Annotated in this window: 20 protein-coding genes; 16 read left to right on the top strand and 4 right to left on the bottom strand. The window is 41.9% G+C overall.

Features of this window, described 5'->3' with window-relative positions; all coding sequences use genetic code 11:
- From CKO50_RS24315 to CKO50_RS00250, 6 genes are all read left to right on the top strand, one after another.
- On the top strand, positions 1 to 323 hold a 323-nt coding region (locus CKO50_RS24315), incomplete at its 5' end, for a HisA/HisF-related TIM barrel protein (RefSeq protein WP_255228707.1).
- Positions 305 to 1,078 (top strand): imidazole glycerol phosphate synthase subunit HisF, encoded by a 774-nt coding sequence (gene hisF, locus CKO50_RS00270; RefSeq protein WP_095726544.1) that lies wholly within the window; start codon positions 305 to 307, stop codon positions 1,076 to 1,078. The genes CKO50_RS24315 and hisF, both read left to right, overlap by 19 nt.
- Positions 1,075 to 1,686, top strand: coding sequence for a bifunctional phosphoribosyl-AMP cyclohydrolase/phosphoribosyl-ATP diphosphatase HisIE (hisIE, locus tag CKO50_RS00265; protein ID WP_095726543.1), 612 nt, complete (start codon positions 1,075 to 1,077; stop codon positions 1,684 to 1,686). Before hisF ends, hisIE begins: the two co-directional genes overlap by 4 nt.
- A gap of 219 nt (positions 1,687 to 1,905) precedes the next feature.
- The gene (locus CKO50_RS00260; protein ID WP_095726542.1) at positions 1,906 to 2,406 is read left to right on the top strand and encodes a hypothetical protein; all 501 of its coding nucleotides are present in this window, start codon (positions 1,906 to 1,908) and stop codon (positions 2,404 to 2,406) included.
- A gap of 315 nt (positions 2,407 to 2,721) precedes the next feature.
- Entirely contained in the window at positions 2,722 to 3,483 is a 762-nt protein-coding gene (locus tag CKO50_RS00255; protein WP_095726593.1) for a glycosyltransferase family 25 protein, read from the top strand.
- Positions 3,484 to 3,677: 194 nt separating this feature from the next.
- On the top strand, positions 3,678 to 4,226 hold the full coding sequence (locus CKO50_RS00250) for a YkvA family protein (RefSeq protein WP_045990127.1): 549 nt from the start codon (positions 3,678 to 3,680) through the stop codon (positions 4,224 to 4,226).
- A gap of 86 nt (positions 4,227 to 4,312) precedes the next feature.
- On the opposite strand, the gene CKO50_RS00245 is transcribed toward CKO50_RS00250, so the two are convergent.
- Positions 4,313 to 6,091, bottom strand: a complete 1,779-nt coding sequence (locus CKO50_RS00245; protein WP_095726541.1) for a M61 family metallopeptidase — start codon at positions 6,089 to 6,091, stop codon at positions 4,313 to 4,315.
- Between the two features lie 178 nt (positions 6,092 to 6,269).
- Between CKO50_RS00245 and CKO50_RS00240 the strand changes: the two genes are divergently transcribed.
- From CKO50_RS00240 to CKO50_RS00215, 6 genes are all read left to right on the top strand, one after another.
- Positions 6,270 to 7,802 carry a GGDEF domain-containing protein gene (locus tag CKO50_RS00240; protein ID WP_095726540.1) on the top strand — a complete coding sequence of 511 codons (1,533 nt, stop codon included), beginning with the start codon at positions 6,270 to 6,272 and terminating at the stop codon, positions 7,800 to 7,802.
- Between the two features lie 101 nt (positions 7,803 to 7,903).
- Entirely contained in the window at positions 7,904 to 9,247 is a 1,344-nt protein-coding gene (gene ppnN, locus CKO50_RS00235; RefSeq protein WP_095726539.1) for a nucleotide 5'-monophosphate nucleosidase PpnN, read from the top strand.
- A 5-nt stretch (positions 9,248 to 9,252) separates the two neighbouring features.
- Positions 9,253 to 10,023 (top strand): flap endonuclease Xni, encoded by a 771-nt coding sequence (gene xni, locus CKO50_RS00230; RefSeq protein ID WP_095726538.1) that lies wholly within the window; start codon positions 9,253 to 9,255, stop codon positions 10,021 to 10,023.
- Between the two features lie 140 nt (positions 10,024 to 10,163).
- Positions 10,164 to 10,562, top strand: a complete 399-nt coding sequence (locus CKO50_RS00225; RefSeq protein ID WP_095726537.1) for a DUF3192 domain-containing protein — start codon at positions 10,164 to 10,166, stop codon at positions 10,560 to 10,562.
- A gap of 151 nt (positions 10,563 to 10,713) precedes the next feature.
- Positions 10,714 to 12,405 carry a hypothetical protein gene (locus CKO50_RS00220; protein WP_095726536.1) on the top strand — a complete coding sequence of 564 codons (1,692 nt, stop codon included), beginning with the start codon at positions 10,714 to 10,716 and terminating at the stop codon, positions 12,403 to 12,405.
- Positions 12,406 to 12,601: 196 nt separating this feature from the next.
- Positions 12,602 to 13,609, top strand: coding sequence for an isocitrate dehydrogenase (locus CKO50_RS00215; protein ID WP_010377116.1), 1,008 nt, complete (start codon positions 12,602 to 12,604; stop codon positions 13,607 to 13,609).
- A gap of 34 nt (positions 13,610 to 13,643) precedes the next feature.
- Here the strand turns inward: CKO50_RS00215 and CKO50_RS00210 are convergent, their stop codons facing one another.
- The gene (locus tag CKO50_RS00210) at positions 13,644 to 16,616 is read right to left on the bottom strand and encodes an immune inhibitor A domain-containing protein (RefSeq protein ID WP_095726535.1); all 2,973 of its coding nucleotides are present in this window, start codon (positions 16,614 to 16,616) and stop codon (positions 13,644 to 13,646) included.
- Between the two features lie 367 nt (positions 16,617 to 16,983).
- On the opposite strand from CKO50_RS00210, the gene CKO50_RS00205 reads away from it, so the two are divergent.
- The 4 genes from CKO50_RS00205 (at position 16,984) to CKO50_RS00190 (ending at position 21,297) form a co-directional block, all read left to right on the top strand.
- Entirely contained in the window at positions 16,984 to 18,705 is a 1,722-nt protein-coding gene (locus tag CKO50_RS00205) for an acetolactate synthase 3 large subunit (RefSeq protein ID WP_095726534.1), read from the top strand.
- Positions 18,705 to 19,202 carry an acetolactate synthase small subunit gene (ilvN, locus tag CKO50_RS00200; RefSeq protein ID WP_010377111.1) on the top strand — a complete coding sequence of 166 codons (498 nt, stop codon included), beginning with the start codon at positions 18,705 to 18,707 and terminating at the stop codon, positions 19,200 to 19,202. The genes CKO50_RS00205 and ilvN overlap by 1 nt, the downstream gene beginning before the upstream one ends.
- Positions 19,203 to 19,357: 155 nt before the next feature.
- Positions 19,358 to 19,858, top strand: coding sequence for a DUF4240 domain-containing protein (locus CKO50_RS00195; protein ID WP_095726533.1), 501 nt, complete (start codon positions 19,358 to 19,360; stop codon positions 19,856 to 19,858).
- Between the two features lie 284 nt (positions 19,859 to 20,142).
- Positions 20,143 to 21,297 carry an FG-GAP repeat protein gene (locus CKO50_RS00190; protein WP_255228689.1) on the top strand — a complete coding sequence of 385 codons (1,155 nt, stop codon included), beginning with the start codon at positions 20,143 to 20,145 and terminating at the stop codon, positions 21,295 to 21,297.
- Positions 21,298 to 21,510: 213 nt separating this feature from the next.
- Here CKO50_RS00190 and CKO50_RS00185 read toward each other — a convergent pair whose 3' ends face one another.
- Both CKO50_RS00185 and asd read right to left on the bottom strand, forming a co-directional pair.
- Positions 21,511 to 22,017 carry a GNAT family N-acetyltransferase gene (locus tag CKO50_RS00185; RefSeq protein WP_095726531.1) on the bottom strand — a complete coding sequence of 169 codons (507 nt, stop codon included), beginning with the start codon at positions 22,015 to 22,017 and terminating at the stop codon, positions 21,511 to 21,513.
- Between the two features lie 667 nt (positions 22,018 to 22,684).
- Positions 22,685 to 23,800, bottom strand: a complete 1,116-nt coding sequence (gene asd / locus CKO50_RS00175; protein WP_095726530.1) for an aspartate-semialdehyde dehydrogenase — start codon at positions 23,798 to 23,800, stop codon at positions 22,685 to 22,687.
- Positions 23,801 to 24,216: the final 416 nt, after the last annotated feature.

Here is a 24,216-nt window from a genome sequence, read left to right as displayed (position 1 = left end):
CCCCTGCCACTCACGGCTGGCTAAATGATGCGAAAAGCGATCTATTCGAGCTGTTAGATTTTTATGTTGAGCAAGGTGTGAGTGATTTCTTATGTACGGATATCAGTAAGGATGGCACGATGACAGGTCCATCGTTTGCATTATACGAAGACATCACTAAGCATAACACTGCAATTAAAGTACAAGCGTCAGGGGGGGTGAGCTCTCTTGATGATATTGCATGGCTTGCAAAGCAACAAGTAGGTGGAGTGATACTTGGCAAGTCGCTACTTGAAGGTGTATTTAGCGTTGAGGAGGCTTTAGCATGTTATCAAAACGCATAATTCCTTGTTTAGACGTAAAAGACGGTCAGGTGGTCAAAGGAGTTAAATTTCAAGGCCATGAAGTCGTCGGTGATATTCTTGATCTCGCTAAGCGTTATAGCGAGGCAGGTGCTGATGAACTGGTGTTTTATGAGATCAGTGCCAGCGTTGAAAAGCGTTTGCTTGATGTCAATTGGGTAGCTGAAATTGCCAGACATATCGATATACCATTTTGCGTCGCTGGTGGGATTAAATCGGTGGCTGATGCGGCTCGAGTGCTTGAGCAAGGCGCAGATAAGATCTCCATTAACAGCCCTGCCATTGCAAGGCCTGAACTCATTAAAGAGTTACATGACGAATTTGGTAAGCAATGTGTGGTTGTGGGCGTAGACAGCTTCTATGATAAGCAAACTCAGGAATATTTAGTATACCAGTTAACTGGCGATCCGAATGCGGCAAGTCGTACTCGATACAAAACGCACGAATGGGTCAAACGAGTTCAAGACCTTGGTGCTGGAGAGATTGTACTTAATTGTATGAATCAAGATGGCGTGCGTAATGGCTATGACATAGCGCAGCTCAGCGCGATTAGGGCGCTGTGTAAAGTGCCACTTATCGCTTCTGGCGGCGCGGGTAGTATGCAAGACTTTGTTGATGTATTTAAACAAACTAATGTCGATGGTGCTTTGGCTGCAAGTGTGTTCCATAAAGGTGTGATTGACATTCCAAAGCTCAAACAGTTCTTAATAAATAATGATGTGGCGGCACGACAATGATTATTAATAAACAAAACATAGCAAAAGTAGATTTTGATAAATCAGCACTCATTCCCGCTATCGTACAAGACGTATTAACCGGGGTAGTATTGATGCAAGGCTTTATGAACAGAGAAGCCCTTGAAGTGACACTAGAAAAGCAACTCGTTACTTTTTATTCGCGTTCAAAATCGCGCCTTTGGACCAAAGGTGAAACCTCAAACAATGTATTGACCTTGGTGGAAGTGCATACCGATTGTGATAAAGACAGCCTGCTGATTTACGCAAAGCCACAAGGTCCAACTTGCCACCTTGGAACCGAAAGTTGCTTTGCGGAAACCATGCCAGAGCTTGCATTTTTAGGAAAGCTTGAGCGAGTGATTGCCCAGAGGAAAAATGCATCACCTGAAAGCAGCTATACCGCCTCTTTATTTGCTAAAGACTTAAGCCGTAGTTGTCAAAAAGTGGGAGAAGAAGGCGTTGAAGTGGCGTTGGCGGCGATGAAAAACGACAACGAAGAGTTGCTCAATGAGTCCGCAGACTTACTGTATCATCTTATTGTCTTATTACAGAGACAAGGGCTTACACTCAGTGAGGTGGTTAATACGCTAAAAGATAGGCATAAGTAATTTGCGCTTTGGGTAAGTAATCATTTCGTCTATCCCTTCGTTGGCTTGTTCCAGACATCGTGCCGTAACAAGCCAGCTTAGTAAAATTGGGATAAACCTGTAATTAGATCAACTCCTGTTCATATAAATAAGGTAAACTTCTCATAGTCTTACAACTATGCAGTGGCAAAATATTAGTCTAACTTTAATGGTGCTACTACGAACAGTATGGAACGGTTTATGAAAACAAGATTACTTGGTCTAATGCTGACAGGGTTGACAGCTGCCGGATGTTCAACATTAACCCCAGAGCAACAAGAAAAGCTTGATGATATGTCTAATTGCGAGAAACTTAATGCACTTCTAAGCGCATCATCCAGTGGATTTTCAGCGCTTAAAGGTGCTGAAGTCGGCGCAAAGTTAATTAACTCTTGGCAGGCTAAGGCACATTTAGTTGGCAATAAATGCCAAATTATAGAAAGCGCTAGTGGAAAATCAAAATATACCTGTTCTGAGCAGTTCAAAGAGTACGAAAGCGCAGTAAAAATCCATAACTATGCACAGAGTCTAGCAAGGCAATGTTTAGATCACTCTTGGGCTGGTGATAGCCAAAAGAGTGGCCAGCTAATGCGTACGGACATTACTTCGCCGAACTCTACTAGCAAAATTGCAATTGAACTGGGCAAAGGCCTCGATAAAGTCTCGCCATGGATAGTTTCGTTTAATGTGACTGAAGAATAAAACGTAAAATATGGGGAAGCGTTGTGCTTCTCTGCCTCTCAATTTTTTATCATTTCATTCACTTTCAATTTCCTTTACTTAACCTGTTCGTCCTTGAAGAGTTCCCTTAATAGTTTTACTCATTTCGTACCTAGATATTATTTGCACCAAATCGTGTCCGGATTTATTGAACTACAACACAGTAAGCGACAAGTCGTACACTCCTTCTTTGTAGAATCAACTTACTCTCTATCCTTTATCTCAATTTTGTCATTCCATCGTCATACAAACACCGCACACTCAAAGCGTAATTAGTATGTGGATGTAAGCGTTATTGTGACCAAACCGAATATTTTTCTCATCAACTTAGATTCTTGTAAAGATAGGTTAAAAGAGTCGGCTGCTCAATTTGATAAGTTTTCACTTTCCTTTGAAAGGATAAGCGCTGTAAAAGGTGCAGAGCTGAGCACGGACGCTTTAGATACGAGCTATTGTAAGTTAAAAAACGCTGAGCAATACTTTCGCCCTTTAACCTTGGGTGAAATAGGTTGTTATTTAAGTCATATTAAAGCACTTGAAAAAATGGTTGAGTTAGAACTGCCCTATGCGTTTATTTTTGAAGATGATTTTCAACTCCACCACGACTTAACACAGATAGACCAACTGATCGCTTCATTGCCATTTGATTGGGATATGATCAAGCTATTTCAATCTCAAAAAAACAAACGCAATCCGATTGCAAGCTTCCCGCTAGATAAATCACTCTCGTTATTTATGCAAAATAAAGTACCCGCCGGAACTGTTGCCCAGCTTGTAAGTCTTATGGGGGCAAAGAAAATATTATCCAAATCAATTCCTTTCGGCCGACCTATTGACATTGATTATCAACATTTTTGGGAGAAAGAGCTGAATGTTTTTGTAATGAGCCCTTGTCCTGTCAGCCATGGTGAAAAGTTTGCGAGCACCATAGGTAGAGCACATAGTGTTGCAGGAGCAAAGCGGTATTTTTGGCGCAAGCAATTGCTACAGATAGATAAGTTTATAAAAAACAAGTTTTATCGAGGTTTGGTTCTCAAACGTTATCAGCAACATTTCTAGTTATATGGTATGAAAGTCGCTGTATGCCTTTTGAACAATGGGTTTTATACTTGTACGTAATAGAGAAAATTCGTGTTAAAAGTGTAATTTATGGGAAGACTTCTGAAAAAGATGTGCTAGTATCTAGGATTATTGCAATAAGTTTAACTTTTTGCTTAAACCATTAATAATAACAACGTTGAGGGAGCACAGACGTGTCTATAGAAATTAACTTTGAACTCTCTGATTCAGATCTTGAACACTTCCGTGGAATGATGAAAGCTGCTATCGAAAAAAGTGGCGATGTAAGTGATGCCGAAATCATTGCTAAAGCGCGTGATTTAGTGGCAACGATGGAAAAATCCAACCTTCCTGAATTTGTAAGCACTCGTCTAATTTCGTTACAAACACTAATTGACGCAGTGTTAGATGAAGAATGGCAAATGCCTGAAGATGAAAAGCGTGAGATCATGGCTTCTCTTGCTTACTTCAGTGAGCCAGAAGACATCGTTCCAGATCATATCCCAGTATTGGGCTATGTCGATGATGCGATTATGATTGAACTTGTGTTGCAAGAATTGTCGCTAGATTTAAAAGCATACCGTGAATTCTGTGGTTTTAGAGCTACTGAAGAAGCAAGACGTGGTGATAATGCTAAGGTAGATCGTGAAAGCTGGCTTGCGGGTACACGCTCTCAGATCCGCTCTTCCATGCGTAGAAGTCGCTCTAAAAATCGTTCACGCTTCTTCTCTCGCATTATGTAGGTTAAGTTGGCCTAGGCTAATTGCTTTTTAGCTTAGGGCTGTAGACCAAAAAGGGCTGATAATCATCAGCCCTTTTTGTTTGCGTATTATTTTATTTCATTTGGGTGAGAAACCCCCATCCACGCTTTATAAAGTAACGCTTGCTCGCTTGATGGATGAGGCGTGAATGTTATCTTCTTAGGTTTATCGTGGTCGCGGTCAAGCTTGGTTTTCGTACTCATCAACTTATCTCGACGGATAAAATCTACCGTGATTGTTTTACCTGGCTCGAAGTTTTCTAGGCTCGCTTTTAAGTCTTTACGAACATGGTGCTTGTCAAATGCAACGATAAGATCGCCTGCTGTTAGCCCCGCTTGCCATGCATTTCCATCTCGAGCTACATGGGTCAGCTCCAGTAATTCACCCTTTTGTCTTGCTATACCATTTAAGCCTGCAATCACTTTTGCCGATTCTGGATAATCATAAACAAGCCCTACTTTGTCCAATAACTTGTCAAAATCAATATTCGCTGGCGTATCAACATATTCACTCCACCAAGTATTGTAGTCTTGACCAGTAAGCGTTTTTAGGATGTTTTTGACATCTTCATTGGTGAAGCTGTTTGGCAGTTTGTGCTGTTGGTAAAGCGCTTTATGAACGTCTCGGTAGCTAATTTTTCCGTTTGACTTTTCGAGTAAGTCGATATCAAGTGCCATGGACACCAACGCACCTTCTGAATAGATATTGGTGCTGTAATTTATTCCGTGATCGCCACCCTGATTGATCCATTTATCAAAGCTCGTTGCTGCAACCGACTGAACATGACGACCAGGAGTTTTCAAATGACGATTAACACGCTTAGTCAGCATTTTAAGATATTCGTCATTGGTGGTGATCCCGGCGCTTAGCAGCAAATAATCCTCAAAGTAGCTGGTTGAGCCTTCTGCGAGCCACAATAAATCCGTGTAGTTTGGTGCGACATAATCATAAGGAACCATACCCGCTGGGCGATAGTTTTTGACATTCCACGTGTGAATGAATTCATGTGCGGCTGTGGAGATAAAACCAATGTAATCATCTCTTTCTTTAAAACTGTCTCTATGTCTTTGAATAATTGTCGAGTTTAAGTGCTCTGTTGCCCCACGTGCACCACTGGTTGCATGCACCATAAAAACATAGCGTTCATAAGGGTAATCATGCCAAATGAGTGTGCCGGTTTGAACGAGTTTTTTAAGATCAGCGAGCATGTGGTCAACGTCATAGTTGCCCTCGCCCCAAATAACTAGTTCATATTTTCGACCATCCACTTCAAATTTGTGCAGCTGATTAATACCAGTCTCAATAGGAGAATCTAACAATATGTCGTAGTTATCGGCTTTGAAACTGTGTTTTGAATCGGCAAAGTCCATACCGGAGACTGAGCGCCAGCCTTTAGGTACATTTAGTTCAACAGAAACAGGCTCAGCTCTAAAAGAGTCACTAAACATCAAAAAGCCAGATGCATCGATAAACGCGTGGGTGTCGTCGATGTGTCTGGCACGAAGACCCAATTCATTGGCGTAAACCTGATATTTAACCGTCAGCTCGGTAGGCTCGCTAAGGTGTACGCGCCATGTGTTTTTATCAATTTTTTCCCATTTTTGTGATTGCCCGCTTTGAGATTTTGCATCAAAAAAGCGTACGCCGTTGGCTAAATCCAATATCTCGTAGCGACCTGTACGCCAATCTGGAAGTTGCACATCAATGCTTGATTGTGAGGATTTTGGAAATTTAACTTCTACTTCTGCAAGGTGATGCTGCGGTTGTGTAATTGAAATACGGTAGTCGACGTCAGCATAAACACTAAAGGTTGCTGCACATGCCAAGGCAATAAGGCTTTTTTTCATTATTTTTGTATCGGTAATTCGAGATAAAATCAATTTACCAAATCAGCGACTTACACGCGAAGTAATATCGATGAGTAAACAGCAAACTCCGATACATTACCACGTTAAATTTCCGCGCATCACAGCGTAATTTGTTGTAGACTTAGTAACTAAGAGATTATTTTATGATTGGAAATCTGTGACTGACAATGCCTTAATGCTCGAGCAGAAATTAAAGCAAGCCATAGAGGCTAGAAAAACGCTTGAGGATGCAAGAAAACAACAAGTAGAACTCCTTACTCAGTTTGCTGCAAAGTTATCCCTGGCCTGCAAAGAGCAAGATGTTTCACTTGATAATCAGTTAGCTAAATTTCGTATTGCACTTAATAAAGGCGTCGATTTTGAGCTGCTAGTGCCATTTATCGATGGAATTTCTGAGCCGCTAAAATCACAAGAAGTGACCAATTCAAATAATCAAAAAGCTTTGCAAACAGCAATTCAGCAAAGCGGAAAGTTACTGCAGAAGCTCAAGGGGTTACCAGATGAGTCGCGCCGAAAGTTGCGTCACTTATTGGATGTAGAACTTGAAGATATCAACTCTACTAACGCTTATATCCCCGCGTTGGAGTCTTTGGTTTCTATCTACCATACAGTTTTACAATCCAAAGTAGAAATCACAGAAGAAGCATCTGATAGCCACCACCCAGAACTAGCTGCTGAGCTTCAAGCTTTAATCAACGAATTAATTTTCGAAGATGAAGTAATAGAAAAGGTTAAAGAGATCCGCGCAAGCGTTGCGGAAAACAACAGTTTAGATAATTTATATTCAGCAGCGACAGAAATCATTAAAATTATTGCGCAAACGATTGCCAAAGAGCGCCAATCCGCACAAGGTTTTTTGGTTTCACTGAATCAAACACTGGAAGAGCTACATCGCTCTATTGTTGAAACAACGGCGCGTTCAAAATCAACATCTAAAGAACTACAATCGTTAAACAACAAAATTGAATCAAAAATTCAAAACTTAAATCAGCAAACTCAAAACGCCAGTTCAATAACAGAGCTTAAAGCCTTGGTTGACAACGAGCTGAAACTACTGAGTGCTGATTTGATAGAGCGTGAAAAGCTCGAAAAAAATGAGCGTGAGGCGCTGCTTGACTCATTTGATGCAATTAATAATCGTATCAACACCTTAGAGTCCAAAGTTTCAAATTATAAAAAGCGACTCAGCGAACAAAAGTTCAAAAGCCTATTGGATAGCTTAACTAAGTTACCAAATAGAGCGGCTTTCGATGAGCGTCTAACTCATGAAATGCACCTATTTGAGATAAATGACTCCGATGTGACGCTAGTTGTCATCGATGTCGATCACTTCAAGTCAATTAACGATCGTTATGGACATAGTGCAGGTGACAAAACATTGCAAGTGATCGCAAGAGCCCTAAAAAAGTCTATTAGGAAAAGCGATTTTATTGCACGCTACGGCGGCGAAGAATTTGTCTTGCTAATGCCTGGCATGCCGCTGAATCATGCACAAAAACCGCTTGAAAAAGTAAGGCAAGTCATTAAATCTATACCATTCAAATTTAAAGAGAAAGAAGTCGAAATTACCATTTCTCTCGGCGCTACTCAGTTTGTCAAAGGAGATACTGCCCTGAGTGCCTTTGACCGAGCTGACGCAGCGCTTTATGAAGCGAAGAATAGCGGGCGAGATAGATTGTGTTTTAAGTAAATAGCGTCAATTTGGGTAAAGGCGGTGTGGCGAGACATTATATTCCCCCTCTTTGCTTAGTTATACCAATTCGCTGCGCATTACAAACAAGGAGTAAGCCTATGCAAGTAGAGCTAAACCCAACTGGGGTTCTAAACTTATTATCAAGATTGGAAGTCGATTTACTTCAACAGTCAACCACAAGTGAGAGGTATAGGCTTTTTAGGAATTGTGCATTGGCGGTGTTGAACGTAGGTAGTCATACAGATTCCAGCTCTGAAATCTACGATAAATACGAAGATTTTGATATTCAGTTACTCGCACGTGAGCGAGGAATAAAAATTGCGTTAAGCAATCCTCCCGAGTCAGCTTTTGTCGACGGTCAAATAATTACCGGTATTCATGAGCACATATTCTCTGTGATCCGCGACATACTTTTTATTTGTCAAAAATACCACGGTGAAAATAAATCGCCGGTAGAAATTACCCATATGGTTTTTGACATGCTGCGTAATGCAGATGCACTTGAAGTAAATAAAGACCCTAACATGATCGTCTGCTGGGGCGGTCATTCAATCAATGAAGTTGAATATAAATATACCAAGGAAGTGGGTTATCAACTGGGCCTTCGTGGTCTGAATATTTGTACTGGTTGTGGACCGGGTGCAATGAAAGGCCCGATGAAGGGGGCAACAATTGGTCATGCTAAGCAACGGATCTCGAATAACCGTTATTTAGGGCTTACCGAGCCCAGTATTATTGCCGCTGAGCCACCCAACCCTATTGTTAATGAATTGGTTATTTTGCCTGATATTGAAAAGCGTCTTGAAGCTTTTATCCGTATTGCGCATGGCATCATCATTTTCCCCGGTGGTGCAGGAACTGCAGAAGAGCTGCTTTATTTACTGGGTATTTTGTTACATCCAGAAAACGAAAAGCAATGTTTACCTGTGATCTTAACTGGCCCTAAAGAGTCAGCGGCATATTTTGAAGAACTCAGTGCCTTTGTTGAAAAAACACTCGGGAAAGAAGCTCTGTCTAAGTTTGAGATTATTGTAGACAATCCAGAGCTGGTAGCCAAAAAGCTCAAACAAGCTATGGCAACCGTGCGTGAGTATCGTAAGTCTGAAGGGGATGCCTATTATTTTAATTGGACGCTAAAGATTGAAAATGATTTCCAACATCCATTTGCGCCTACGCATGAAAATATGTCGGGCTTAGACTTACACCTAGAGCAACCAAAACAATTATTGGCCGCTAATTTAAGACGTGCTTTTTCTGGTATTGTTGCCGGTAACGTGAAGGATGAAGGCATTACAGCAATTAAACAGCATGGTCCGTATGAATTAAGTGGAGATAAATCACTGATGGCTGATATGGATAAGTTGCTAGGTGCATTTGTGACTCAGGGACGAATGAAGCTACCTGGGAGCAAATATATACCGTGTTATAAAATTAAAGCTTAGAGAAAATGAATAATTTGTTGTTAATAGATGCGCTTAACCTTATCAGGCGCATCTATGCTGTTAATGAACCAAGAGGTAATAAAGAGCAAGAGGCCCATATAAAGGCCTCTTGTCTACGTGTAGAGCAAGCAACTCGTAGCTTGTTACGTAAAACGGGGGCGACACACGCAGTTGCGGTCTTTGATGGTGATAAAAGTTGGCGTTATCACTTTTACCCAAAATATAAAATAACCCGCCAACCAATGCCCGAGTTGCTAAATCAAAACCTCAATAAGTTTTCAGAAGCGTTCGCAAGTGTCGGTGTTAAATCATTTAATCCCGAACATGATGAAGCTGATGATGTGATAGCAACGCTAGCTTGTAAAGCCGCCGCTGCCAATGTTAACTGCACGATAGTATCGACTGATAAAGGCTTCTTACCCCTGATAAATGATGCTATCTCTGTGTACGACTACTTTAAAAAGTCGATAATTTCGCTTGAAGATATCAAAAGTCGATTTTCTGTCACCCAAAGCAAGCTCGAAATGTTTTGGGCGTTAAGTGGCGACAAGACGAACGATATTCCAGGTGTTGTTGGGGTTGGTATCAAGACGGCGCAAGAGCTACTCGCAAAGCATGACGACTTTGAAAGTATGCTAAAAGATGAGACAGTAAAGCCTGCTGCAAAAGCAAAATTAGAGGCTGGAGCAAGCGACTATGTTACCAGCCTTGCACTGGTGACATTAAGAAGAGATATTGAAGTTGGCTTTAGCTTGAAGGATATACGTGTGGTTTGAAGGGGTTTTTTTATTGGCACTGTATTACATCATCGCTAAGCGCTAGGCGAATGTAGATGACTTTGATATATTGCATACAAGCGTATCTCAGTTTTTGTAGATACAAGGTCCGTTTTACCCATTCTTTATTGAGCAGTTAGATGATTAGGAAAATACTACAGTACATATTTCTTGGCCTTGCGGTTTACGTTACTGTGGTGTTTCTCGTGATCAATTATTATAAAGATGACCCGCAAGCGATGATTTGGCAGGACCGAGAAGCGTTTAATAATCGTTTCATTCGTAATCTTAGCCTTGAGAAGCCGACTGAGTTAGATTCCGTGTTGGATACCTTGGGTAGCCCGGATCTAACGTATGTAAAGAAGAAGCAAGACAATACGATTGTACAAATTGTGTTTTATCGTACTCAGCTGGTAAAACCAGATGGTATTACTACGGAAGATGAATGCACCGGATTATTGTTTGAAAATGGCATATTAAAGCTTTGGGGGCCTGGTGCACGGGTCACATTTGACAAAGTGTCATACCGATTAGATTAATTTTCCAACCGATTTGAAAGGTAAAATACCATATTAGCTTCGTTAACAACGCCTCATCTAGAACAACTAAATAGCAAAGCTTCTGCCTTGCTAAGAAAGCTATTTTACCGTTTCAAAATAGCCTGTTTACTTAAAAAATTGGTAAAGATAGATGGATGCAAGGATAGTTACTAGTAAAACGCTGTTCGCGATAGCCCAAGGTACACACAAGGTGTTACGTCTTTATTATCACAAAGAAAAGTGGCCTTCTATCTACCCTACCCTAGTTAAACTTGCGCAGCTTTATATGGACTGTTATGAGTCCTCGCCTAGTAGCATGCATGGGCAGCTTGGACTGTATTCACAAAACTTGGGTTACAACACTAATCTGGTCATGAATCAAAATGTGTTGGTTTGTATGGCTTGTCATCACTTAAAGTTTTCTCGTGCCGTTACCGAAGAGTTATTGCTTGCAAGCTTTGCCGATTATTTATGTGTAGCACGAGAAAGCGATCAACTCGCGGCAGGTAAAAAGTTGGACGCACAGCAAGATAAGCTTTGGAAAGTTCGACATCAATTAGCCGTACAAATACTGAGTGATGGGCAAACACCTAATTTGCAATGTTTGCGAATTTTGTCTCGCCTTTCAAACTACGACAGCAAGCTAGTGGCTTCTATCCCTCAGCGGTTTAATGACCATGCTTCTTTGATTGTTGCAATTGCTCACCGATTAGCAAGCTTGATAACGCCAACACACAAACAAAATTACGTGGCTTTAGACAGAGCGATTAAGCTTCTTTATTGCAAACTCAGTTACGCTTTTGCGTCAAAAGTACTGAGTGCAATTGCAGGAGCATTTGTTAAACATCCTGCGGGATTGCTGTGCGAGATTAAGGGCGAAATGGGCTTTTTGGCGATACAAAGCAATAGTGAAAAAATAATTGCTATTGTGGAACAAGGACAAACAAAAAAGCTGGCGAAGGCCAATAGTAAGTTCCAGTTTCACTGTGGTTTAACTGTAACAACAGATGCAAAGCTACTTTACAATATTTGGGACCGAGCTGCTGAGCCAGCAGTGCTTCTATTTGGCTCTGAACATTTACATCTACTAGAGACAGTAAAAGACTTATCTCATAGTCAATTTCAAAGTATTCGCGCACTTGAAAAGCTGATTAGCGAGTTCGAACTAGTGTCAAGCGCATTGCAGATCGCAGCAAAGCAATATAACCGTGAAAACCTAAAAGCTGCATCGGTCAGGCACTCTCTTGCTATGGTAGGGCTTGATGCCGCTGGGTTATTGGCGCAGCGAGTGTTGCTTGAGCAAATCATAGCAAACCATAAGCTACCTTTCACAGAAGATATCGTGCATAAATATGGCGTAATTAGTCAAATCATCGCCTTATATGTTGGTGAAAGTTATGGTGAAAAATTTGAGCGCTTGTTATCGCCATTTGCCGCGGTTATTGTATTTTTGGTGACTAAACAAGGGGTGGAGATCCAACATGCCACGGCACTCCATTCTCGTGAGTATTCAGAAGAGCTAGTATCGATTGCTAACCTATTTGGGATCCGCGCAATAGCAAAAGATAAATACCTAGACTTTAATCAGCAGTACTTTGAAAAAAGCATTCTTCATAAGGCAATGCTAGATAGCGAAACGTTAAAAAAATCTCAGACCAATACACAGTGTAAACTGTTCATTTTTATTAAACTGATTGCACTTAGAGTGATATCACCCAACTTTGTGTTAACTGCATGGCAAAAACAATTAGTCGATGACGTATTAGCCGAAAGCCGTTTTGTTACCGCACAAAAGTTTGATGTAGCGCTACTAGAGGCCGGATTTTACTCATCTATTGCCTGATATTTATTCTATAAATACTATCAATAACAAGCATAAATCATATGTATGTCATTTTTTCATTCCATACTGGAATAAGACCAAATTAATTGCTATAAAACGCGGCTTAAACAAGCGAACGTACACCTTTGTTAATTTCTACTAAACTTAGTTTGCAATTCTTCTTGGGTGTATTCCAACTTTTGATAAAGGAAAAAACATGGCACAGCAAACCATCACAGTTATCCGTGGCGACGGCATTGGCCCTAGCATCATCGATTCAGCAATCGAGATCTTAAAAGCCGTAGGTTGCGACTATGAATACGAATACGTAGACGCAGGTTTGGCTGCTTTAGAAAAAACAGGTGAATTACTTCCAGCAGCAACGCTAGAAGCAATTGAGCGTAACAAAATCACGCTAAAGGGCCCACTAACTACACCTGTTGGCGAAGGTTTCACTTCAATCAACGTGACCTTGCGTAAGCATTTTGGCCTTTACGCAAACGTTCGTCCAGTTAAGTCATTTGAAGGTACTAAAGCACGTTACGATGATATTGATATCATTACCGTACGTGAAAACACGCAAGGTATGTACTCAGGTCTTGGTCAAGTTGTTTCTGAAGATGGCAACGAAGCGGAAGCAATGTCAAAGATCACTCGCGAAGGTGCTGAAAAGATCGTAACTTTCGCATATGAGTTAGCGCAGCGTGAAGGTCGTAAGAAAGTAACTGCGGTTCACAAAGCAAACATCCTAAAATCAACTTCAGGTCTATTCCTTAAAGTTGCTCGTGAAGTTGGTGAGCGTTACCCTGAAATTGAATCAGCAGAAATGATCGTTGATGCGACTTGTATGAAACTAGTAATGACACCTGAAGAGTTTGATGTGATCGTAACAACAAACCTTTTCGGAGATATCCTTTCTGATCTTTGTGCAGGTCTTGTCGGTGGTCTTGGTATGGCGCCAGGTGCAAACATAGGTACTGATGCTGCAATCTTTGAAGCGGTTCACGGTAGCGCACCAGATATCGCAGGCAAAAACCTTGCAAACCCAACTTCTGTTATTCTAGCTTCAATTCAAATGCTTGAGTACTTAGGTGAAGCTGATAAAGCGGAAAAAATCCGCAGTGCAGTAGCTGACGTTATCAAGAGCGGTGACCGTACAACTCGCGATCTTGGTGGTAGCCACGGTACTACAGATTTCACACAAGCGGTAATTGAGCGTCTTTAATTCTTCACGCTTAATTTAATCCTTAGGTGGTGCGTCAGCACCACTTTCTTCTTAATCCCACTAGCATACCACCAATTAACGCAAACCATCCGATACTGCCGCCAGACGATCCGCTATCACCAGAGTCCGTCGGCGTTGTTGTCGGTGTTGTTACTGTGATCTCAACAGTGCCTTTCGCGCTTTGATCTGCGCCATCCGATAGCGTTAACACGACATTATATGTACCCGCTTGAGCGTAACTATGCGTTGTAGTTAAACCTGAGCCTTGCGTGCCATCACCGAAATCCCAAGTAGCTTGGTAGTTACCATCACCGCCACCAGCAGTTGCGATAAAGCTTGCCTGTAAGTTCGATGTGGTCGCTGAGGCGTCAATGATAAGTGGGACTACAACCGTCACTGAGGTTGACTTTGTGACCGCCTCGCCTTCGGCATCTTTCACGTTAAGCGTTACTGTGTACGTGCCGCTTAGCTCATAGATATGTTCAACTGAGTTTGATGTTGCTGTGGCCCCATCACCAAAGTTCCACTCAAGCTCATAAGGTGCTTTGCCACCGATGATTTCTGCATTGAAGACAAAGCCTTGCCCTACTGCGGTCGCTTTGATATCACCGACTGTAAGCGGGATTGGCTCGACGTTGCCAACGCTAACATTTGAATTCAACGCTGAACTGCTCCCATCGGCTTTGGTTCGTGTGAACATTACCGTATAGTTGCCGATATCTTGATAGCTGTGAACAGGTGAAAGCGCGTTACTTGTTTGACCATCACCAAAGCTCCACAAAAAACTATCTGATTCGTTTAATGCTAAGCCTTTGACATTAAAATTAACAGTGTTTTGCGATTGTACTTGAGTGATTGTGGGGTCGCTGAGATAAATTACACCGACTTGCGCACTGTTTGCATCTTCTTCTATGGTATTCAATCTAAGTTGAACACCAAAACTTGGCAAACTAACACCTGATTCCTTTTGGAAAGAGAAAGTATAATCCTGAGTGTCATTGAACATACTGATGGGCGTGAGATGTTGATCGCCAAGGCCTGCTTTTTGAGTATCTAAGCGCAGTGTTGCATCTTTGACTTGAATAATACTCGTTGCAGGTGTTGTGCCGTCGGCTTTGAAAATAGGGTTTTGGTCTTGATCAATCACCAACATATCGCCAGATCCGGGGTGTAATGAAGTAGAGTTATCGCTCTCTTCATTGTTGCTGTACCACATCAACACACCTGAATTATAACCAGACAAAGATAAGCCGGAATCTAATCCTCTAAATGAGCGCAAATGTGCGTAGTAAGCGTTACTAGGTTGAGCTCTATAACCAGAAATTTTACGAAAACCATTGTAGACTAGGTCGTTTGTTGGCTCAGCGGTATTGGTATAAATTTGCGAACCATCCGCTGTCACGGCGATGTTATCGAGTAATACCCCTTTAAGTGTTTGAAAATCATCAGTTTGATAAACGAATGTTACGGTGACAGTTTGTCCTCGGTACGCTGAGATATCAAAATCTAGCGTAATTGGATTAGCGCCAAATGCAGATGATTCGCCATCCATATAGTGAGTGATATTGGAGTAATTTGGATGATTTGGCTTTGTTGTATTGCCAGCAATTGGTTGTCCATTTATCGCCACTTGGAAAATATCGTAGTTAAGCTCGATACTATAATTTGCAAGCATGGATAATGAAATTTGATTTGCGTTAGGCAAGCTTACGGTAAAACTTGCTTGGTTATTGAGTTTGTCGGCTTGTCCTGAGTAATAGTGATAATTCCCATCCAGAGGCGTTATGAATTTCTCCAGTTGAGCAGGCAGATTTATCTTTATTTGATTCGTAGTACCATTGTTCACTCCAATATCCGTAAGCGTTACCGTTTGTTCTGTACTCAAGTCGTCTAGTGTGTACTCGGTTTGCTTTAACCAATTACCTGCATAATTTTGTTGTAAAAACTCAAGGCTTTTAGGGGAGAACTGGGTGGGCTGCGAGCCACTTAATTGGCCTAAGTAACTGCCTGAAGACATGACCGACCAAAGCGCAACGGGTTCACCTATGTCATTGGAATTTAAATCGTATTCGTCCGGTAATCCGAGGTCATGACCAAACTCATGGACAACCACGCCAATTGCGGCGTCAATGGGGTTAATGGTGTAGTTATAAATCTTGTAGTTGGTATCTGGAATTGCTTTAGGTTGGTTGTTTTCATCAAATACGAAGAAGCGATGTGACCAAATTGCATCAGTATCTAATACGCCGCCACCCGCTTCTTGACCAATACTTGAGTGAAATAACATGACATGGTCAATAATGCCGTCAGGTTCAAGGCGGTTGCCATCACCATCTATGTCGTTCAAATCGGTTTTATCGAACTCAGATAAGTCGATATTAAATTGAGTTACAGCTTTGCTTACAGCTTCGAACACCAGCTCTTCCGGTCTTAAGTCTCTGGTATCGCCTTCTTGTTCGCCATAGTAGGCTGCATTTTGAGCGGCTCTTACCCAGCCAAATGCATTGCCAGATACCTTAAAGCTGCCCCCTGAGGCCGCTTGATAAAACTGGGTAGCGGATTGCAACGATTCGTTGTTAGGCCCGTTATAGCCGCTATCTGAGTACAATAATGATTGGTAGTGAGACGCGGGATAGCTCGAGTAATACATATCCGTATCGCCTGGGTTTAGTCGGTTTTGGTCGTTAGGCAGATCCGGGAAATCGACCAGAATAGCAAGAATTTTCGCTTCATTAAGTGCTTGCGCCGTGCCCACTGCAAATTGTTTGCCTAACTTAGTGTTGTCAAGGTGGATGTTTTTAATTGCGTAAGGTGTTTTTATTTGGCTGGTAATGGGCTTTGTTTTGATAAATTGCTCAAGCGCAATTTTCCGTTCGTATTCACTCAGTGCGCGGCCGGTCTTTTTCTCCTGCCAATAGATAACCTGATCTTTATAGAGCACCTGCGCTGACGCTGTACTTGATAGCAGCGTGAACGATGCCAATATGTTTAGTTTAAAAATATTCATCTAAGAGACCCCAGTGCAATTGAACTTTAAGTTTAGCATTTTTATCGCTTTGTTCCCGTATAAGTGCTGCTAAATAAAAAATCTAACTGAAGGTGAATTTTAAATTGAAATGTAATATTTCAACAATTGAAAGGTGGAAAGGTGGAATTTATATCTAATACTGTGTAGGCTAACTTTTAAATCAACTCAAAGGCAAAATAATGACTAATTTCTTTCAACTAATCGTTCTCGTGGTGGTACTGGTCTCTTCATAGAGTTCAGCGGGGAGCTATTACTTGAAAGAAATACTCAAACCCCGCAACCAGCGGGGTTTTTTTTTTGATTTTAGAACTATAACAGGCACGCACAGTCAACGAGGAATGAGGTAATGGCAGAGCAATACAACGGCTCCGAGCTAGTAGTAAAAGCATTGAGCGCATTAAAAGTAAAATACATATTTGGCTATCCCGGCGGATCGGTTCTTGATCTTTATGACGCGTTGTTTCAGCAATCAGATATTGAGCATATCTTGGTTAGGCATGAGCAAGCAGCAACCCACATGGCCGACGGTTATGCTAGAGCAACGGGAGATGTAGGTGTCGTTCTTGCGACCAGTGGTCCTGGTGCCACAAACTGCATTACAGGGATCGCGACGGCTTATATGGATTCAATCCCGATGGTTGTACTCTCAGGGCAGGTACCTTCTAACCTAATCGGCGATGATGCGTTTCAAGAAACAGATATCGTAGGTTGCTCCCGCCCTATCGTTAAACACAGTTTTAACTGCCGCGACGCGAGAAAAATTCCAGAAGTATTAGCTAAGGCATTTTATCTAGCCAACTCAGGCAGACCGGGACCAGTTGTGGTCGAGCTGCCAAAAGATATTTTGAACCCTGCGCTTAAATTCGATTATCAGATGCCTGAACAGATTGATATGCGTACTTACAATCCGAGTGTAAAGGGGCATTCCAAGCAGATCCGCAAAGCGGTTGAAGCCATTATTGAAGCGAAGCGTTTGGTTATCTATTCTGGCGGCGGCATTATTCTTTCAAATACCTCTGAAAAACTGACTGAGCTGGTTGAGAAACTAAACGCGCCTATCACCAATACCTTAATGGGCCTTGGCGGGATCAGTGGTACACACCCTAACTTTATTGGCATGTTGGGTATGCATGGTAGTCTTGAAGCGAATAAAGCAATGGCAAATGCTGATGTTATCTTAGCGCTCGGTGCACGTTTTGATGACCGTGTAACCAATAATGTTAAGAAATTCTGTCCCGATGCCAAAATTGTTCACGTTGATGTGGATCCAACTTCAATCTCTAAGACCATTCAAGCGCATATTCCGGTTGTGGGCTGCTTAGATACGGTGATGGAGCAACTGTTACGCGGTATCGAAAAAAGCGAGAAGCGCATCGATCGCGCCGCACAAGAAGATTGGTGGCAAGCAATTACAACATGGCGCGCTCAAAAATGCTTGTCGTTTACTGCAGGTGTAGAAAAAATCAAACCGCAAACGGTTATCGAAAAGCTATACCAGATAACCCGTGGTGATGCGTATGTTTGCTCGGATGTAGGACAACACCAGATGTTTGCAGCGCAGTACTATCCGTTCAAATCACCTCGTCAATGGATTAATTCAGGCGGCCTTGGCACCATGGGCTTCGGCTTACCCGCTGCGATGGGCGTAAAAATGGCATTTCCGCAAAGCGAAGTGCTATGCGTAACTGGAGACGGCTCTATCCAAATGAATATACAGGAGCTTTCAACCTGTTTGCAATACGGCCTTGCTGTCAAAGTCATCTCGTTAAATAACCGCTCGCTTGGTATGGTGCGCCAATGGCAAGACATGATGTATGAGGGACGTCACGCGAGTTCTTACATGGAATCACTGCCTGACTTTGTTGCGCTTGCAGAGAGTTATGGTCACATCGGTATTCGGGTTGATAAACCTGAGCAACTTGATGCGGCGCTGGAAAAAGCCATGTCGATTAAAGACCGACTGGTATTTTTAGACATTTTGGTCGATGAGTCTGAACATGTGTATCCTATGCAAATTAAGCAAGGTGCGATAGATGAGATGTGGTTGAAAAAAGGAGTAAAAGCATAATGAGAAGAATACTATCGATTTTATTAGAGAATGAACCTGGCTCTCTTTCTCGTATTGTGGGTTTATTTTCTCAACGTGCGTACAACATTGACAGCTTAACAGTGGGTACGACTGCAGACAAAACGCTATCTCGCATTACCATCACGACCCAAGGCGATGACCGCATTGTTGAACAAATCACCAAGCAAGTTAACAAGCTGGTGGATGTGCTTAAGGTCATAGATTTAACTGATATGCAGCACATTGAAAGAGAGCTGCTGTTGGTAAAAGTCTATGCCAGAGACGAAGTAACACGAGCCGCTATCAATCGTGTTGCTGAGGTGTTTCAAGCCAGCATTATAGATATGGGCAAGCAAAGCTATATATTACAGATGGTAAGCTCAGCCGACCGCCTTGAGTCTTTCTTGGATCTATTACGTCACGAAAGCGACATTATTGAACTTGTGCGCTCTGGCGCGGTAGGTATTGGCCGTGGTGACAAAGCGCTGAAAGGATAAAACCACTTACCTTTTAGCTGTCACTGCTATCTTTTTGCGCGGGTGTGCACGTTGTATTATGCACAACCCGCTGCAGTTATTTTGCATGGCGGCTTCGATTTACTCTCATTGGGTTACTGGCTATAATCTCGTTTTTATCAAGTTAGATTATGCACATGGAACTCGAACGCTTCTGGCAGCTTGTCACCGCCCCCGATCATTCAAACGATAATGACTATTTAAAAATGCGTTTATCACCGCTAAGTTCAGAAGAAATTGCTCAGTTCGATGCATTATATACCAAAGAACTAAGAGCTCTGTGGCATTGGGATAACTGGAAAGTGGCCTACGTGATTGCAGGCTGTAATAGCGAATATGACTTTTTAGATTTTTGTAATTGGATCATCAGTCGCGGCCCTGAAGCGGTAAGCGTACTCACTGCGGAACCAGACGAATTAGCTAATAAGTTTGCTATTCCGAATAAAGACGATCTGCCCTATCCGTTTATTGACGAATTAGATTTAGTTGCAGGGTTGCTTTTTGAAGAAAAAAATCAAGACGAACTCCCGTATCACAGTGTCGTGAACTTTCCGCCGCAAGGCAAAAAGTTTAAAAATAAATCAAAACAGTTAAAGGCTGAACTACCTCAACTTTTTGGTCAATATTGGCTTGGATAAGGTTTAGTTTATTGTTTTATGTGATGGGTTTTAGTTGTTCTAGAGTCAGACGCTGAAACTCACTATTACCATCGCAAGATGTCGCCGCTCCAGATGTCTATCAATCCTTCTCGCTAACTTACCAAAATGCCTTTGCTAAAAACACAATCTCTTGTTAAGTCTTGAACAGTCGAATACTATGTTTATTCCCTATATCGAAAACAAAAAGAATAATGATGAGAGCTTTCTCTATTTTTAAATATTTCCCTAGTTTGGCGTTAGTAATAGCCTGTCAAAGTATGGCCATGCAGCAAAAGTTGTTGGCCGATGATGGTAAAGCAGAAGATCAGTTTGGTTATAGCGTAGCGATAGACGGCACAACTGCATTAGTTGGTGCCCACAAAGTGGATGCAAATACGAGTCAGGATACTGGTGCAGCTTACCTATACACGCTAGGTGCGTCTGGCTGGCAGCAACAAGCTAAGCTTATTGCGCAGCCTGCCAATACAGGTGACACGCTTGGCGGCAATGTTGCCCTTAAGAATAATATTGCCATGCTAGGTGTGATAAATCGGGACGATAAAGGAGAAAATGCCGGTGCGGTGTTTGTTTTTGAGCGCGCAGAAAATAGCTGGATACAAAAACAAATTTTAACCTCTAACGACGCAAAAGCGGGTGATGCCTTTGGACAAAGTATTGCGCTCACCGAGCAATTTTTAGTGATCGGTGCACCACATAGCGATGCGCCACGTAAAGATTCAGGCTCAGCGTATGTTTATGTAAGAGAAAACGGCAGCTGGCATTTTCATTCAAAGTTGACGGCAAGGGATGGCGCTGATGGGGACTTATTCGGAATTAGCGTAGCAATAGATGGCGATACCATTTTAGTCGGCGCAGATTTGAATGATGAAAAAGCAGAAAAAGCTGGTGCGGTTTATGTGTATCAATTCGATGGTAAAAAGTGGAATTCGCAAGCAAAGCTAATGGCAAATGATGCTGGGAACACCGATATTTTTGGTGTTCGCGTGGCTATTTTTGGAGATACAGCCCTTATTTCTGCCAGAAGAGATGATATCGATGGGATAGGTAAAGATGTCGGCTCTGCTTATCTGTTTGAGAGAACAAATGATAAATGGACGCAAGCTCAAAAATTAGTGGCACCAGATGCCAAAGCAGATGATAGATTTGCACGCGGTGTTGCGTTAAGTAAGGACATGGCGTTTATCACCGCTATGCACCACGATGAAAAAGGTAATAACGCGGGGGCACTTTATCTGTACAAAAAACAACAAGGCCAATGGCAATATGCGTCTAAGGTATTTGCCAATGATGCAGCGCCAGAAGATAGGTTTGGTTGGAATATTGCGGTCTCAAATAACACCGCCATCATCGCAACTCCCCACCGCGATGACAACGGAGAAGGCTCAGGTGCCGCATATGTACTGGATTTGGTGGAATAATAGCGATTTGTAATGTCTGAGCTCGGGCCGCGAAGCTCAGACATTGGCTATCAGAGTAAATCGATTGCATCTAATTTAACAGTTGGCGTCGTACTAAACTCGGCTGTTCTTAATGCCGACTTAACTGACGGAAAATACTTGACTAAAATTAGTGACGAAAGAGCGCAAGCCCGTAATTTTAAGTCCCTTGTTTTGAGCGCTTGTTATAATGTCTTAGACATCCGTCTCTAAGTTGTTCGAGTATCCTACTAAACTTTTATTTTCATCTTGTAAGCACTTTCCATTTACACGAACCATTTCATTCGCATATAACGGCTCGCTATTATATTCAGTAAGAAACTCATCTGACACTTCGAATCCGTATGCCTTGTATAGCTCCTTTGCTGGCTCATTTGTCTTGGCTACAAAGAGATTGGCGTTGCCGCATATTTGTGACAAAAGGAATTCAAGTATTTGTTTTCCGATCCCGTTTCCTCTAGCACTAGGGCAAACAAATAGTGCTCTAACCTCTGACCCAAATATTGCTCCAAACCCAAGAATATTCCCATCATCAAAAACATATATTTTTGATTCCTTTAGCGCGGCGAATCTCTTTTCATCGTTTTCTAGGGGCAAGAGTTTAAATGTCTTTTTCTCGAAACGAAGCTCATCCAGTTTAGATTTCGAATAGATCTCCAAAACTCTTGGATAATCGTTCTCGCTGAACTCTCGAATATTCATGTGGTGCTAGCTCCCTCATAAACTATGCACAGTACTAGGCTTAAACTAGCGACGAACGAGTGTAAGTTTAGTACTTTGTATCCATTATCTAATTAATTCGTATGTTTCTAATACTCATTACATTTATCACTAACGACTTTAGCATCAAGCGGCAACAAATCAACCGACATCTGATTTGGTAGAAATAGCGCTCAGGCCGCTATTGGAACACTATGCAGCCTCTGCAATTCTGAGTCACACTTCATAAGTTAGTCTTGGCATCCGCTTTAAGAGAAAAAGCTAACTCTTATCAATTTTAAATATATCCATTGCGCGTTACAGCCTAGCGCTTATCTCGTTGAAGTCTTATGCGGCGTATTCACTTTGTAAAGGCATAGCGTACGGCTTTTACTCAAAATATGACAGCTTTTATGGAGTATGGCTTGAGCGAGGCTCCAGTTTCGATTTTGTACCTGTTGTTATCTATCCAGAACTGTACTACCTTTTGGTACCGGTTTTAGATGCCATCCGCGAAGTTGAAAAATACCGCACTGTATCGCTTACTCATTGTTAGTAGAGATGGCGGTGATATTTGATGCCATGATGGTGGGAGTGAAAAGGTCTTAATGTCGATATTACAAAAATCATCGATTAAAAACACAAAAGGCGCTGATGGCGCCTTTAAAAATTAACCAGTAATGATCCTTAACATTCTACGAAGTGGCTCCGCCGCGCCCCATAAAAGTTGGTCACCAACAGTAAATGCACTGATATATTTTTCACCCATAGTGAGCTTTCTTATCCTGCCTACAGGAATACTCAGTGTGCCAGTAACATTTACCGGCGTTAGCTCTTTTGCCGTAATATCACGCTCATTTGGAATAACGCGAACCCATTCATTATGTGCCGCTAGAATTGCTTCTATTTCTTCGATACTTCGATTTTCACGTAACTTGATGGTGAGTGCTTGTGAATGACAGCGCATTGCACCAATTCGTACACACAATCCGTCGATAGGAATGGGCTGATTTGACGAGCCAAGGATTTTGTTTGCTTCTACTTGTGCTTTCCACTCTTCTTTACTTTGACCAGACGGCATTGGAACGTCAATCCACGGGATCAAACTGCCGGCTAAAGGGACACCAAATTGATCTTGTGGTAAAGATTCATCTTTGATTTTTTCTGCCACAAGCTTATCGATTTCTAAGATGGCTGAGCTTGGATCGTCGAGTTGTGCTTTTACGGAGCTGTGGATCTCACCCATTTGAGTGATGAGTTCACGCATATTTCTCGCGCCTGCTCCTGATGCCGCTTGATAGGTCATTGGGCTCACCCACTCTATTAAGTCTTGTTCGAACAGACCACCAAGCGCAAGTAGCATAAGAGAAACCGTGCAATTACCACCGACAAAGGTTTTTACGCCTTGTTCAAGACCTTGTTGAATGACATCTTTGTTGACAGGATCAAGCACAATAATGCTGTCTTTTTCCATTCTCAGTGCTGAGGCTGCATCTATCCAATAGCCTTCCCAGCCCTGTTCGCGTAATGAAGGATATACAGATTTGGTAAAATCTCCGCCTTGGCAAGAGATGATAATATCCATTTCGCTAAGCGATTGAATGTCGCTTGCGTCTTTAAGCGGCTTTGGCTCACCACCTTCTTTAACAATGGGGCCGGGTTGACCTGCTTGTGATGTAGTAAAGAAATGTGGATCAATGACATCAAAGTCATTCTCTTGTTGCATACGCTCCATCAGCACGGAGCCAACCATTCCACGCCAGCCGACGAGTCCTACTTTTTTCATGTTATCTGCCTTAATTCTTGATTATACGGATCATTGCGTGAGTCATGTGTCTAGATGGCTACCATAGCAAAAGAATACGCAGTGGACTAGCTAGAAACTAGGATTTTAAAAAATAAAAAACCCCGCATAGCGGGGTTTGGATACAACATGTAAAGGTTGTCCTAATTAAACGCATTTGCGTCAATAAGAACTCGGCACGAAGCAAGCTATAGTTTTGTTTTTAAAGCGCTTAAATAATGTTACTGGTTAAATATGACAAGCACATTAACAACTTAGTAACCTACTGAAGTATTTAGATATATTTTTATTTATAGACCAACTATACACAAAGTTACAGAACTTAGTCTATGAAATAACGAATAACAAATAAAAAAATTTAGAAAGATTGATAAAGATCAAAAAAGCCAAGGCATGCC

It is taken from the genome of Pseudoalteromonas sp. HM-SA03 (genome assembly GCF_002289345.1).
Classification (GTDB): domain Bacteria; phylum Pseudomonadota; class Gammaproteobacteria; order Enterobacterales; family Alteromonadaceae; genus Pseudoalteromonas.
This window is presented reverse-complemented; position numbering and strand designations above follow the sequence as displayed.

Bases quoted from the DNA above. Each gene is read 5' to 3' on its own strand.
- hisF (WP_095726544.1), top strand. From the start codon at position 305: ATGTTATCAAAACGCATAATTCCTTGTTTAGACGTAAAAGACGGTCAG.
- hisIE (WP_095726543.1), top strand. From the start codon at position 1,075: ATGATTATTAATAAACAAAACATAGCAAAAGTAGATTTTGATAAATCA.
- CKO50_RS00260 (WP_095726542.1), top strand. From the start codon at position 1,906: ATGAAAACAAGATTACTTGGTCTAATGCTGACAGGGTTGACAGCTGCC.
- CKO50_RS00245 (WP_095726541.1), bottom strand. From the start codon at position 6,091: ATGAAAAAAAGCCTTATTGCCTTGGCATGTGCAGCAACCTTTAGTGTT.
- ppnN (WP_095726539.1), top strand. From the start codon at position 7,904: ATGCAAGTAGAGCTAAACCCAACTGGGGTTCTAAACTTATTATCAAGA.
- xni (WP_095726538.1), top strand. From the start codon at position 9,253: ATGAATAATTTGTTGTTAATAGATGCGCTTAACCTTATCAGGCGCATC.
- CKO50_RS00225 (WP_095726537.1), top strand. From the start codon at position 10,164: ATGATTAGGAAAATACTACAGTACATATTTCTTGGCCTTGCGGTTTAC.
- CKO50_RS00220 (WP_095726536.1), top strand. From the start codon at position 10,714: ATGGATGCAAGGATAGTTACTAGTAAAACGCTGTTCGCGATAGCCCAA.
- CKO50_RS00215 (WP_010377116.1), top strand. From the start codon at position 12,602: ATGGCACAGCAAACCATCACAGTTATCCGTGGCGACGGCATTGGCCCT.
- CKO50_RS00210 (WP_095726535.1), bottom strand. From the start codon at position 16,616: ATGAATATTTTTAAACTAAACATATTGGCATCGTTCACGCTGCTATCA.
- CKO50_RS00205 (WP_095726534.1), top strand. From the start codon at position 16,984: ATGGCAGAGCAATACAACGGCTCCGAGCTAGTAGTAAAAGCATTGAGC.
- ilvN (WP_010377111.1), top strand. From the start codon at position 18,705: ATGAGAAGAATACTATCGATTTTATTAGAGAATGAACCTGGCTCTCTT.
- CKO50_RS00195 (WP_095726533.1), top strand. From the start codon at position 19,358: ATGGAACTCGAACGCTTCTGGCAGCTTGTCACCGCCCCCGATCATTCA.
- CKO50_RS00190 (WP_255228689.1), top strand. From the start codon at position 20,143: ATGCAGCAAAAGTTGTTGGCCGATGATGGTAAAGCAGAAGATCAGTTT.
- CKO50_RS00185 (WP_095726531.1), bottom strand. From the start codon at position 22,017: ATGAATATTCGAGAGTTCAGCGAGAACGATTATCCAAGAGTTTTGGAG.
- asd (WP_095726530.1), bottom strand. From the start codon at position 23,800: ATGAAAAAAGTAGGACTCGTCGGCTGGCGTGGAATGGTTGGCTCCGTG.